The organism is Pseudomonas sp. NBRC 111131 (assembly GCF_001320525.1).
GTDB classification, from domain to species: Bacteria; Pseudomonadota; Gammaproteobacteria; order Pseudomonadales; family Pseudomonadaceae; genus Aquipseudomonas; species Aquipseudomonas ceruminis.
In genome coordinates this window covers 54,861-67,906 of the sequence record NZ_BCBH01000026.1, presented here as the reverse complement: position 1 = coordinate 67,906, position 13,046 = coordinate 54,861, and the positions used below count along the sequence as shown (strand labels likewise).

Genomic DNA, 13,046 nt, shown 5'->3' with positions numbered 1-13,046 from the left:
ACCCGGCCGTTTCGCGTTGTTGGGCCGGGGTTTGGTCCGCAGGCATATGGAAGCGTCCGTTCATCCACGGTGAGCCGAGGAGGGCGGCGGCAGCGATCAGCGCCAGGATGGCGAGGGTGAGGAATGTTTTCATGGGCATGCGCGTGTCGGGTCAGACCTCAAGCATAGGCTGCCGGGCCGTACCGGGCACTGCCACCTGGGGATTTCTGAAGGTGGCAAAGCGGCCCTAAGGGCTGGCACATGGCTTATGCTGTGCACACTGTCCGCCCAAAGGAGGCCCCCATGGCCTGGTCTGCCACTCAGTATTCCCTGTTCGAAGACGAGCGCACCCGCGCTGTGCGTGACCTGCTGACCGCCGTGCCGCCGCGCCCGGTGCGCCATGCCACCGACCTGGGCTGCGGCCCCGGCAACTCCACCGAGGTGTTGTTGCAGCGCCATGGGGATGCCCAGGTGACGGCACTGGACAGCGACCCCGACATGATCGAAAAGGCCCGCGAGCGGCAGCGCTTGCGGGTCCCGCGTGTGCGCTGCGAAATCGCCGACATCGCCAGCTGGGCCGCGCCCGAACCGCAGGACCTGATCCTGGCCAACGCCTCGCTGCAATGGGTGCCCGATCACGGTTCGCTCTACCCGCACCTGGTGCGCCAGTTGAGCGAAGGCGGCAGCCTGGCCGTACAGACCCCGGACAACCTTGACGAGCCCGCCCACCGCCAACTGCGGGAGGTCGCCAGCCGTGGACGCTGGGCGGACAAGTTCGCCGACTTCAGCTTGCCGCCCCGGCACAATGCCGCGTTCTACTACGACCTGCTCAGCCCGTTGTGCGCCCGGGTGGATGTGTGGCGCACCACCTACCATCACCCGCTGCCGGGCGGCGCCGAGGCGGTGGTGGAATGGTTCAAGGGGTCGGCGCTGCGCCCCTATCTGGCAAAGCTGGACGAGCAGGAGCAGGCGGACTTCCTGCAGATGTACCTGCAGGCCATGCAGCGCGACTATCCGCCGGCCAGCGACGGCAAGGTGCTGCTGCCGTTCCCGCGGCTGTTTGTGGTTGCCACCCGCTAGCGGTGGCGCCAGCGCCAGATCACGTAACCGTAGACGCCGAGGTTGAGCAGCAGCACCAGGGTGGCCAGTAGCAGCTGGATCTGTGGGGTCAACCCGGCGGGGTAGATCAGCGGCCAGAGGTAATGCTCGACGAAACCACCGTGATAGCCGGCATCGCCGGCGCCCTCGCGCATGCGATTTTCCCAGTCGGTCAGCGGGCATTGCAGGTGCAGCCCCTCCACCGCCAGGCCCCAGGCCAGGGCGGGGAGGTGGACGAGCAGGGCGGCGCGCCATTTGAGCACCAGCAGGCCGCCGAACAGTACCAGCAGGATGAAGCCCAGGTGCAGCAGGACCAGGGTGTCGGCGGCTAGGCGAAAGAGCATGGCTGCCTCTTGATGGTGGGTAGAACCAGAATAGTTGTACTGCCGTGCGCCGCTACATCGCTTCCTGCACCACCTGCAAGAAGGTCGCCACCACCCGCCGCGTCCGCTGTTCGCTCAGGCACACCAATGTTTCGGTCAAATGCCGCTGGCAGTCGACGATCGGCAATGCACATACCCGTGCGTCCGCACCAAACTCGGCCGCCGACACCACCCCAACGCCAATCCCCACCACCACGGCCTCGCGCGCCGCTTCCCGGCCTTCGACCTGGATCGCCGGGCGAATCCGCAACCCGGCGCGCTGCATCTCTTCTTCCAGCGTCTGCCGTGTCACCGAGCCCGGTTCACGTAGCACCAGCGGCGTGTCGTCCAGGTCGGCCAGGTTGATCGAACCACGGCTGGCCCACGGGTGGTTGTGCGAGACGAACGCCACCATCGGGTCGCGGCGCAGGGGCACGCAATACAGCCGCTCATCGTCGACATCGCGACCCAGCAGCGCCAGGTCGGCCTGATAGCTGAACAGCCTGGCCAGGAACTCGTCGGTGTTGCCCGTTTCCACCTTCACCTGGATGCCGGGATATCGCTGGCAGAAGCGCGCGACCTGCGGCAGCACGTGGACCGGGGCATCCACCGCCAGCACCAGGCTGCCGGTGTGCAGTGCGCGGGAGTCCTGCAGCAGTTCGTGGGCTTCGGCCTCGCAGGCGAACAGGCGCTGGCTGATGCCCAGCAGGCGCTCGCCCAGGTCGGTCAGTTGGACTGAGCGCTTGTTGCGGTGAAACAGCAACACGCCAAAGCGCTCCTCGAGCTTGCGCACCTGATCGGACACCGCCGGTTGGGTGAGGAACAGCTTTTGCGCGGCGCGGGTGAAGCTGCCGTGCACGGCCACCGCGTGAAAGGCCTTGAGTTGAGCGTGGGACACCGACATGTCGACTCCAGTAACAAGCTGAGCTTATGTGTGAAATACGATAAATCGATTTTATTTATCAGTCACCAGCTGTTTCCATGTTCTGCAACCCCACGCCCCCCTAAGCGGCCGCCGGGCCATGGCGCACGTTCCTGCGCCATCTGACCAGATGACGAGCCACGTCATGCAGTGCGCAACACAACAACAAGACAGGCGTTTCTTCACATTCTGCCGGCACACTTGAACAAGAGGTCAGACTCACCATGAACCAATCCCTAGCCGCGTTCAAACGCTGGCGCATTCAGATTTTTGCTATCACCTGGCTGGCCTACGCCGCCTTCTACTTCACCCGCAAGGCCTTCTCCGTGGCCAAGCTCGGCATTGGTGAAGACCCGACATTCATGCTCGACAAGGCCGCCATGGCCAACCTTGACGCCATCTACCTGGCCGCCTACGCCGTGGGCCAGTTCACGTGGGGCATGCTCGCCGACCGCTTCGGCCCGCGTGTGGTGGTGCTCGGCGGTCTGCTGATTTCGGCGGCAGCGGCGGTGGTTATGGGCAGTTATGCAACCTTCCCGATCTTCGCTACCTGCATGCTTGTCCAAGGCCTGGCGCAATCCACTGGCTGGGCCGGGTTGTGCAAGAACATCGGCAGCTTTTTCCCCGCCTCGCAGCGTGGCCGCGTGTTGGGCCTGTGGAGCTCCTGCTATGCCTTCGGTGGTCTGGTGGCCTCGCCGTTCGCCGGCTGGTGGGCCTACACCCTGGTCGGTACCTGGCACGCAGCGTTCTTCTCCAGTGCGGCAGTGGTGGCAGCGGTGGCGGTGCTGTTCTTCTTTCTGCAGCGCAACAAACCCGAAGATGTCGGCCTGCCGGCGGTAGAGCCCGAGCCCCAGAGCATGGCGCCAGGCAGCCACCTGTGCAGTGTGTGGGCACCGCTGCGCGAGATCCTGCGCAACCGCACCGTACTGACCCTGGGGCTGGCGTACTTTCTGCTCAAGCCGGCGCGCTACGCCATCTTGCTGTGGGGCCCGGTGATCGTCTTCGAGCAGATGCCTTCGGTGGGCAAGGTTGGCGCAGCCATCATTCCCACGGCCTTTGAACTGGCCGGGTTGCTAGGCCCGATCATGATCGGGCTGGCGTCGGACAAACTGTTCGGTGCCCGGCGCATGCCGGCCTGTGTGATCAGCCTGGTGTTGCTGACGGTGACCCTGGCGGCGTTCATGGCGGCCATGCACAGCGGCAGCATCAGCCTGGTGGTAGGCCTGTTGTTCGTCATGGGCCTGACCTTGTACGGGCCGGACTCGATGATCAGCGGCGCGGCGGCCATCGATTTCGGTACGGCCAAGGCTGGCGCGACGGCGGCCGGTTTTGTCAACGGCTGCGGCTCGGTGGGCGCGGTGCTGGGCGGCCTGCTGCCTGGCTACTTCGACAGCGTCACGGTGTTCATCGTGTTTGCCGGCTGCGCCCTGTTCTCGGCCTTGGTGCTGTTGCCGCACTGGAACAGCCGCCCGGCCAGCGTAGCCCAGGCCAATGATGTGGCACCCAATACCAGCATGGCGATCAAGCCACTGCGTACCTAAAGGAAAGCGAGCGAATGAGACCCTTCTGGCTGCAACAGGCTTTGGATTCAGCGCAGGATGCGGCATGCCCGCCGCTGCAAGGCGATGCCCGTTGTGACGTGTGCATCGTCGGCGGCGGCTATACCGGGCTGTGGACTGCACTGATGCTCAAGGAAGCGGTACCGGCGCTGGATGTGCTGCTGCTCGAGGCGGACATCTGCGGTGCGGGTGCCAGTGGGCGTAACGGCGGATGCGCGTTGTCCTGGTCGGCCAAGTACTTCACCCTTGAGCGCCTGTTCGGTGCGGCCGAGGCGGTGCGCCTGGTCCGTGAGTCGGAGCGCAGCATCGGTGCCATCGGTGCGTTCTGTGCCGCCAACGGCATCGACTGTGACTACCGCCTGGACGGCACCTTGTACACCGCCACCAACCAGGCCCAGGTCGGCGCCACCGATGCGGTAATCGCTGCGCTGGAACGCAAGGGGATCAATTCGTTCGAGCGCCTGGCGCTGGACCAGGTGCAGCGCCTGGCAGGCTCTGCGCGGCACCTGGAAGGCTGGTTCTCGCCGGCCGCCGCCACCGTGCAGCCGGGCCGGCTGGTGCGCGGCCTGCGCCGTGTGGCCCTGCAGCGCGGGGTGCGCATCCATGAAGGCACGGCCATGACCGGCCTGGCACATGGCAGCCCGGTGCAGGTACGCACAGCCCATGGCACAGTGCGTGCTGACCGCGTGGTGTTGGGGCTCAATGCCTGGATGGCGCGGGCCTTCCCGCAGTTCGAACGCAGCGTGGCGATCGTCTCCAGCGACATGGTCATCACCGAGCCGTGCCCCGAGTTGCTGGGCGAAATTGGTCTGAACACGGGCGTCAGCGTCCTCGATTCGCGCATTTTCGTGCATTACTACCACAACACCAGCGACGGTCGCCTGATGCTGGGCAAGGGCGGCAACACCTTTGCCTATGGTGGGCGCATGCTGCCGGTATTCGACCAGCCCTCGCCGTACCAGCCGCTGCTGCGCGAAAGCCTGGGCGAGTTTTTCCCCGCCTTGGCCGAAGTGCCACTGGCGGCCAGCTGGAATGGCCCGTCGGACCGCTCGGTGACCGGGCTGCCGTTCTTCGGCCGGCTGGACGGGCAAAGCAACGTGTTCTATGGCTTCGGTTACTCCGGCAGCGGCGTCGGGCCGTGCCACATGGGCGGGCAGATTCTCTCGTCGCTGGCCCTGGGGCTGGACAACCCGTGGACCCGCTCGCCCTTGGTCAAAGGCCCGCTGGGCTGGTTCCCGCCGGAGCCGATCCGCTACCTCGGCTCGCTGGTGGTGCGCAACGCCATCCGCCGCAAGGAGCGGGCCGAGGACCGTGGGGTGCGGCCACGCCACCTGGATGTGCGGCTGGCGCGGTTCGCAGCGGCGGCGGGCAAGGCCGACAAAGCGTGAGATTTCTTGTCGAACAGGGGGGCGAGGGCGTATAAACTGCTCCCACTTTTTGGCCGGTCGCTTCCTGAACCGGCCGCTGAAACAAGAGAGTCGACATGGGCGCACAGTGGAAAGCCAAACATAAAGAAGCCGCGGCCAACGCCAAAGGCAGGATCATGGGCAAGCTGTCCAAGGAAATTCAGATCGCCGCCAAATCTGGCGCCGACCCGGACATGAACCCGCGCCTGCGCCTGGCCATCGAGCAGGCCAAGAAGGCCTCGATGACCCGCGAAACCTTGGAACGCGCGATCCGCAAGGGTGCCGGCCTGGACGGTGATGCGGTGCAGTACCATGCGGTGAGCTACGAAGGGTTCGCGCCGCACCAGGTGCCGCTGATCGTCGAGTGCCTAACCGATAACGTCAACCGCACCGTTGCGCAGATCCGCGTGCTGTTCCGCAAAGGCCAGCTGGGTGCCAGCGGCTCGGTGGCGTGGGATTTCAACCACGTAGGCCTGGTCGAGGCGACGCCCAACGGTGACGCCGACCCCGAAATGGCGGCCATCGAAGCCGGTGCGCAGGACTTCGAAGAAGGTGAAGAAGAGGGCTCGACCCTGTTCATCACCGACACAACCGACCTGGACGCGGTACAGAAGGCCCTGCCAGACCATGGTTTTACCGTCACTTCGGCGAAGATCGGCTATACCCCGAAGAACCCCGTGAGCGCTGGCAGCCTGAGCGCCGAGGCGTTGGCCGAGGTTGAAGCGTTTCTTGAAGCGATCGACGAGAATGACGACGTGCAAAACGTCTATGTCGGCCTGACCGACTGAAACCAGGGCCGCTTTGCGGCCCGAACGCCGGCAAGCCGGCTGCGCGGCTATGGCACAGGCCTTCAGGCGTGTGGCGTAGTGGCGGGGCCGGCTTGTTGGCGATCGGGCCGGTGAATGCAACCAGGGAGCCTGCATGAACCCGACCTTCGCCTCCCTCAGCCTCGCCCACCTGCGTACCCTTGACTGTCTGCTTCAGCTCAAGAACCTCAGCCACGCTGCCGAACGGCTGGGCGTCAGCCAGTCAGCCCTGAGCCGGCAGCTGGCTCACCTGCGCGAAGCCTTCGACGACCCGTTGCTGGTGCGCCAAGGCCGTGGCTACGTGCTCAGCGAGTACGCCGAAGCGCTGGTCGAACCCCTGCGCCAGGTCCTCGAGGAGCTCCAGGCCTTGCGCCAGCCTGCTTCCTTCGACCCTGCGCGCTGCGAGCGGCGCTTCTGCCTGGCCGCTTCGGACTATGTCGCCGAGCACATGCTGCCACGGTTGGTGGCCGCGCTGGAGCAGGAGGCCCCCGGCGTGAGCATCGAGTACCGCACCTGGCAGGCCGGCCAATACGCCTTGCTCGCCAGTGGCGAGATCGACCTGGCCACCACACTGTTCGACGAGTCGCCGCCCAACCTGCATGGTCGCCTGCTGGGCGAGGACCGCGCGGTGTGCCTGATGCGTCAGGATCATCCGCTGACGGCCTGCGCAGCGTTGAACCAGGACGATTACCTGGCGTTCAAGCATGTGCGCATCTCTGGCGGGGGTGACAAGGACAGCTTCATCGACCGCCACCTGCGCGGCCAAGGGCTGCAGCGGCGGGTGAGCCTGGAAGTGCCGTTCTTCTCGGCCACCGTGCAGGTGATCGGCAACAGCCAGGCGCTGGCCACCGTGCCCGAGCACATTGCCCGTCAGTTGAGCCGCCTGCACGGCCTGGCCTGGCGGCCGCTGGGGTTCGTCGACCACACCCAGCGCTACTGGGTGGTGTGGCACCAGCGCTTGCAGGCATCGGCTGAGCATCGCTGGTTGCGCAACCGCGTGTTCGAGTTGTGGCGCCAGTCGCAGTTCGGCGTGCAGGGTGGGCATGCGGATTTGCCATAGCAGGTATGCGCGAAGCGGGGTTATTCGCCAGGCTGCAGCGGCCTAGACTGTGAGCATTAGGGTGTCTGTGCCGGCCCCTCTCGCGGGGCCTCCACCGATCTTGGGCAATGCCAGCCCCTGTGGGCGCCGGCTGCCGGCGATTGGGCCAGCACGAGCACCCATGAGCCCACAGGAGACCGCGCGTGACCCCAGAACAATTCCGCCAGTACGGCCACCAACTGATCGACCTGATCGCCGACTACCGCCAAACCGTCGGCGAGCGCCCGGTCATGGCCCAGGTCGAACCCGGCTACCTGAAAGCCGCCTTGCCTGTAGCTGCCCCGCAGCAGGGCGAGCCGTTCGACGCGATCCTCGATGACGTCAACCAGTTGGTGATGCCTGGCTTGTCGCATTGGCAACACCCGGACTTCTATGGCTACTTCCCGTCCAATGGCACCTTGTCGTCGGTGCTCGGCGACTTCCTCAGCACCGGCCTGGGCGTGCTGGGCCTGTCGTGGCAGTCCAGCCCGGCGCTGAGTGAGCTGGAGGAAACCACCCTCGACTGGCTGCGCCAGTTGCTAGGCCTGTCGGCGCAGTGGAGCGGGGTGATCCAGGACACGGCCTCTACCAGCACCCTGGTCGCCTTGATTTGCGCCCGCGAGCGTGCCACCGATTACGCCTTGGTGCGCGGTGGCTTGCAGGCCGAAGCCAAGCCACTGATCGTCTATGTCAGCGCCCACGCCCATAGCTCGGTGGACAAGGCTGCCTTGCTGGCGGGCTTCGGCCGCGCCAACATCCGCCTGATTGCCACCGACGAGCAGTTCGCCATGCGTCCGGAGGCCTTGCAGGTGGCCATCGAGCAGGACATTGCCGCCGGCAACCAGCCCTGTGCGGTGGTCGCCACCACCGGCACCACGACGACCACGGCGCTGGACCCGCTGCGTCCGATCGGCGAAATCGCCCAGGCCAAGGGTTTGTGGCTGCACGTTGACTCGGCCATGGCCGGCTCTGCGATGATCCTGCCCGAGTGCCGCTGGATGTGGGACGGCATCGAACTGGCCGATTCTGTGGTGGTCAACGCCCACAAATGGCTGGGCGTGGCGTTCGACTGCTCGATCTACTACGTGCGCGACCCGCAGCACCTGATCCGGGTGATGAGCACCAACCCCAGCTACCTGCAATCGGCGGTCGATGGCGAGGTGAAGAACCTGCGCGACTGGGGTATCCCACTGGGTCGCCGGTTCCGCGCTTTGAAGCTGTGGTTCATGTTGCGTAGCGAAGGGGTAGAGGCGTTGCAACAACGCTTGCGGCGTGACCTGGACAATGCCCGTTGGCTGGCTGAACAGGTCGAGGCAACGCCGGACTGGGCCCTGTTGGCGCCAGTTCAGTTGCAGACCTTGTGCATCCAGCATCGGCCGGCGGGGCTGGAAGGGGAGGCGCTGGATGCGCATACCAAGGCCTGGGCCGAGCGGCTCAACGCGTCCGGTGAGGCGTATGTAACCCCGGCGACTTTGAATGGGCGCTGGATGGTGCGGGTGTCGGTGGGGGCGCTGCCAACGGAGCGTGAGCATGTGGAAGCGCTGTGGCAGCAGTTGCGGGCAGTGGTTAACGGCTGAACGTGCCGGGGCCGCTGTGCGGCCCCGGCGATCTGTCAGTGGCTCACTGCCTGAAAGCTCCCCTTGCGGCTGGCTTCAAAGGCCTCTTTTTCCATAGGCTTGGCCTGCGGATTGCCCAGGTCTTCCATCGCCAGGCGATGGGTTTCTGGCGCGATGTACGCAGCCAGGGCACACACGCAGGTAATAAGGAATGCCAGCCCACCCACCACCAGCGGAATGTTTTGCGAACCTGGCGGTGCCACCAGGGCGAACAGTGCAGGCAGCATGGCCGTCAGCATGGTGCCGATGTTCTGTGCGATGGCCATGGCCGACACGCGGTAGCGGGTGTGGAACAGCTCAGGGTAGAAGCTTGGAAATACCGCGTTGTAGCCCTGGTACACCATGCCCCACATGACGATGGAGGCGGCGAAGGCCAGGGGTACGTTCTGAATGCTGATCGCATACAGGTAGACGAACGCCAGCAGCCCTGAGCCCAGGCAGCCAGCGATCATGGTCGGGCGACGGCCAATCTTGTCAGAGAGGTTGCCCACGAACGGGATCACCAGTACCGCGACGATGTTGCCCACCACCGGGATCCACAGGTACACGCTCTTGTCGAAGCCGATGCCGTAGGCAGGCTGCACCGCATACGCGGCGCCGAAGATGGTCGCGACCACCGGAATCACGTTCATCAGGGCCATGAACATCACCAGCACCATGTGCTTCCAGCTATGGCGGAAGGCCTCGCTGATGGGCGACTTGGCGACTTTGTCCTGCTGCTCTTCCTTCACGAACGCTGGGGTTTCATGCACTTCCTTGCGGATGATGAAACCGGCAATCAGCACCACCGAACTCATCAGGAACGGGATGCGCCAGCCCCACTCGTTGAACGCCTCGCTTGGCATGAAGTAGGCCAGTGGCAGGAACACGGCCGCCGCCAATACCTGGCCAGCCTGCACGCCCTGCAGGGTGAAACTGGCGTAGTAGCCGCGTCGACCGAACGGTGCGTGCTCCATGATCATCGAACTGGCCCCGGAAATCTCACCGGCAACGGCGAAACCTTGGATCAGCCGCAGCACCACCAGCATCGCCGGGGCGAGCAGGCCAATGTCGTGATAAGTCGGCAACAGGCCCACGGCCATGGTCGACAGGCCCATCAGGAACATGCACAGCAGCAGCACGTTCTTGCGACCACGGGTGTCGCCCCAATGGCCAAGCACGAAGGCGCCGACCGGGCGGGCCAGGTAGCCCACCCCGTAGGTGGCCAGCGAGGCAATGATGGCCATCTTCGGGTCGGTGTTGGGGAAGAAGATCTGCGGGAAGATCAGTGCCGCCGCCTGGGCATAGATGAAAAAGTCGTAGTACTCGAGTGCCGAGCCTATCCATCCGCTGGCGGTCGCTTTCTTGGCTTGAGAGCTTGAGTGGGCCATCGTTGTCTCCGTTGTTCTTGTTGGTCGCCGCACTGCTGGCGCCGTCCGGCTGCGGCCAGTGGTTGTGCAGTCGCTATCGGGAGTCTGGGTGCGCTTTCAAAGGGCGGACGATCGCAGGTGGCGTCGGGGGCAGCAGGAGAGCGAACGAGCAGGTGCGCGGTACAAGGCGAGCGAAGTGTGCATAGGTCGGTACCCGTTTTATTGAACTTATTATGTTGTGCGTTGGGCTTGTCAGCGCGGGCTGCACCGAACTGCCGGCAGGGCCAGGCGGTGGCGGTCGGTATGCCTGCGTCTGGTTTTCATGGTTGCCCACGGGTTGCGCTGAATCAATTCGTAGAAACGGGTTTTGTTCGGTAATCGAACGCAAAACTAACCATTCCGTACAAAGTCATTGATAGGGTGACTTTACCTGCGAATAATCGAGGGTGCCAAGCAGTCAGAAGGTGCATTGCCAGCCAACCCGCGTAGCGGCGGGTACAGACGCACCACGACCTGCCAGCCCCGTAGCCCCTAACAAGGAATTCACCATGCAGCGTTCGATAGCCACCGTGTCCTTGAGCGGCACCTTGCCGGAAAAGCTCGAAGCCATCGCCGCCGCCGGTTTTGACGGCGTCGAGATCTTCGAGAACGATCTGCTCTACTACGCCGGTAGCCCCCGTGAAGTACGGCAGATGTGCGCCGACCTCGGCATCGCCATTACCTTGTTCCAGCCGTTCCGCGATTTTGAAGGCTGCCGCCGCGACCGCCTGCAGAAGAACCTCGACCGTGCCGAGCGCAAGTTCGACCTGATGCAAGAGCTGGGCACCGACCTGGTGCTGGTGTGCAGCAACGTGCAGGCCGACGCGCTGGGCGATGAGCAATTGCTGGTGGACGACCTGCGCCTGCTGGCCGAGCATGCCGGCCAGCGCGGCCTGCGCATCGGTTATGAGGCCCTGGCCTGGGGCCGCCACGTCAACACGTACCAACAGGTGTGGAACCTGGTGCGCCAGGCTGACCACCCGGCGCTGGGGGTGATCCTCGACAGCTTCCACACCCTGTCGCTCAAGGACGACCCTGCTGCGATTCGCGGGATCCCCGGTGACAAGATCTTCTTCGTGCAGATGGCCGATGCGCCGATCCTGGCCATGGACGTGCTGGAGTGGAGTCGTCACTTCCGTTGCTTCCCAGGGCAGGGCGAGATGGACCTGGCGGGCTTCCTCGCGCCCATCCTCGCCACCGGCTACCGTGGCCCGTTGTCGCTGGAGATCTTCAACGACGGTTTTCGCGCCGCGCCGCCCAGGCAAAATGCCGCCGATGGCCTGCGTTCGCTGTTGTACCTGGAGGAACAGACCCGCTTGCGCCTGCAACAGGAAGGCACGGCCCTCGAGCCGGGCGTGCTGTTCGCTCCGCCCGCCGCCAGTGGTTACGACGCAGTGGAATTCCTTGAGTTTGCCGTCGACGAAGCGGTCGGCGCGCGTCTGGGCAGTTGGCTCAAACGCCTGGGCTTTACCGAAGCTGGCAAGCACCGTAGCAAGGACGTGCGCCTGCTGCGCCAGAACGACATCAATATCGTGCTCAACGCCGAACCTTACTCGTTTGGCCACAACTTCTTCGAAGCCCATGGCCCGTCATTGTGCGCCACCGCGCTGCGGGTCAAGGACGAGCACGCGGCGCTGCAACGCGCTACCGACTTCCGGGGCCAGCCGTTTCGCGGCTTGGTCGGCCCCAATGAATGTGAGGTCCCTGCCGTGCGCGCCCCGGATGGCAGCCTGATCTACCTGGTGGAGCAGGGCAAGGAAGGCCCGTCGCTGTACGATACCGACTTTCTTCTGGACCAGGCCGTCACGACCACCGGCGGCCTGCAGCGCATCGATCACATGGCCTTGGCCCTGCCGGCCGAGGCGCTGGACAGCTGGGTCCTGTTCTACAAGAGCCTGTTCGACTTCGCCGCCGATGACGAGGTGGTGCTGCCCGACCCCTACGGCCTGGTCAAGAGCCGCGCCCTGCGCAGCCAATGCGGGAGCCTGCGCCTGCCGCTGAACATCTCGGAAAACCGCAACACCGCCATCGCCCATGCGCTGTCCAGCTATCGCGGTTCTGGCGTGCACCACATCGCTTTCGATTGTGAGGATATTTTCCGTGAAGTGGCCCGCGCCAAGGACGCCGGTGTGCCGCTGCTGGAGATACCGCTGAATTATTACGACGACCTGGCGGCGCGGTTCGATTTCGACGACGAGTTTCTCAGCGAACTGGCCTACTACAACGTGCTGTACGACCGCGATGCCCACGGGGGCGAGCTGTTCCACGTGTATACCGAGGCGTTCGAGGACCGTTTCTTCTTCGAGATCATCCAGCGCAAGGGGGGCTATGCGGGGTATGGGGCGGCCAACGTTGCAGTGCGCCTGGCAGCGATGGCCAAGCGGCGTAGCGGGGTGGCGCGCAAACCGGTGCTGTGAGCAGCGCGTCCGGCCTGTCGGGTGCAGGAACGGCCCTTGCGATGCACGCCAGGGCCGCTCCTGGCAGCCGTCAGCGCCGGAGCAGGCGGCTGACGACCAGCGTGATGGCTGCGCCGACCGCCAGTGCAGTCAGCGGTTTTTCTCTCACAAATGCAGATACATTGTTCAGCGCGTCACCATAGGTCTGGGTGAGCTGTCCTGATGCCTGGCGCACATCACCCTCGGCTTCCATGGCCGGATCTTCAAGAAACTGGCCTGCCGCACTCTGTGCCTTGCCTGCCACTTTCTGTGCAACCCCTTCGATCTGTTCACGTTTCATGATTGATAACACCTTCCTTTGATTGGCAATGGGCATATCGCACAGGGTTAGGGGGCACGGCTGCTGGAATAGTTCCAACGGGTTGTCTGCGGTTTT

At 64.7% G+C, this 13,046-nt stretch carries 11 protein-coding genes; 7 read left to right on the top strand and 4 right to left on the bottom strand.

Going from position 1 to position 13,046, the window contains the following annotated elements; genetic code table 11:
• Positions 1-282 precede the first annotated feature (282 nt).
• Positions 283-1,059: a trans-aconitate 2-methyltransferase gene (gene tam, locus APH34_RS20865; RefSeq protein WP_054902783.1), complete on the top strand. Its 777-nt coding sequence runs from the start codon at positions 283-285 to the stop codon at positions 1,057-1,059.
• Here tam and APH34_RS20860 read toward each other — a convergent pair.
• Together APH34_RS20860 and APH34_RS20855 are read right to left on the bottom strand one after the other, a co-directional pair.
• Positions 1,056-1,421: a DUF2784 domain-containing protein gene (locus APH34_RS20860; RefSeq protein ID WP_054902782.1), complete on the bottom strand. Its 366-nt coding sequence runs from the start codon at positions 1,419-1,421 to the stop codon at positions 1,056-1,058. The genes tam and APH34_RS20860 overlap by 4 nt on opposite strands.
• Before the next feature lie 52 nt (positions 1,422-1,473).
• Positions 1,474-2,343 carry a LysR substrate-binding domain-containing protein gene (locus tag APH34_RS20855; protein WP_054902781.1) on the bottom strand — a complete coding sequence of 290 codons (870 nt, stop codon included), beginning with the start codon at positions 2,341-2,343 and terminating at the stop codon, positions 1,474-1,476.
• 242 nt (positions 2,344-2,585) lie between these two features.
• On the opposite strand from APH34_RS20855, the gene APH34_RS20850 reads away from it, so the two are divergent.
• The 5 genes from APH34_RS20850 to APH34_RS20830 all read left to right on the top strand — a co-directional run bounded on the left by APH34_RS20850 (position 2,586) and on the right by APH34_RS20830 (position 8,787).
• Positions 2,586-3,902 (top strand): MFS transporter, encoded by a 1,317-nt coding sequence (locus tag APH34_RS20850; protein WP_054902780.1) that lies wholly within the window; start codon positions 2,586-2,588, stop codon positions 3,900-3,902.
• 14 nt (positions 3,903-3,916) lie between these two features.
• Positions 3,917-5,308, top strand: coding sequence for an FAD-dependent oxidoreductase (locus tag APH34_RS20845; RefSeq protein ID WP_054902779.1), 1,392 nt, complete (start codon positions 3,917-3,919; stop codon positions 5,306-5,308).
• A 95-nt stretch (positions 5,309-5,403) separates the two neighbouring features.
• Positions 5,404-6,114: a YebC/PmpR family DNA-binding transcriptional regulator gene (locus APH34_RS20840; protein ID WP_054902778.1), complete on the top strand. Its 711-nt coding sequence runs from the start codon at positions 5,404-5,406 to the stop codon at positions 6,112-6,114.
• Positions 6,115-6,247: 133 nt separating this feature from the next.
• Positions 6,248-7,192, top strand: coding sequence for a LysR family transcriptional regulator (locus APH34_RS20835; protein WP_054902777.1), 945 nt, complete (start codon positions 6,248-6,250; stop codon positions 7,190-7,192).
• A gap of 182 nt (positions 7,193-7,374) precedes the next feature.
• Positions 7,375-8,787, top strand: coding sequence for a DOPA decarboxylase (locus APH34_RS20830; protein ID WP_054902776.1), 1,413 nt, complete (start codon positions 7,375-7,377; stop codon positions 8,785-8,787).
• Positions 8,788-8,822: 35 nt separating this feature from the next.
• On the opposite strand, the gene APH34_RS20825 is transcribed toward APH34_RS20830, so the two are convergent.
• A complete protein-coding gene (locus APH34_RS20825; protein ID WP_054902775.1) occupies positions 8,823-10,196 on the bottom strand; it encodes an MFS transporter in 1,374 nt (457 codons plus the stop codon).
• Positions 10,197-10,723: 527 nt separating this feature from the next.
• Here APH34_RS20825 and quiC point away from each other — a divergent pair.
• A complete protein-coding gene (gene quiC / locus APH34_RS20820; protein ID WP_054902774.1) occupies positions 10,724-12,631 on the top strand; it encodes a 3-dehydroshikimate dehydratase QuiC in 1,908 nt (635 codons plus the stop codon).
• 70 nt (positions 12,632-12,701) lie between these two features.
• Here quiC and APH34_RS20815 read toward each other — a convergent pair whose 3' ends face one another.
• Complete coding sequence (locus APH34_RS20815) at positions 12,702-12,950, bottom strand: CsbD family protein (RefSeq protein WP_054902773.1); 249 nt, start codon at positions 12,948-12,950, stop codon at positions 12,702-12,704.
• Positions 12,951-13,046: the final 96 nt, after the last annotated feature.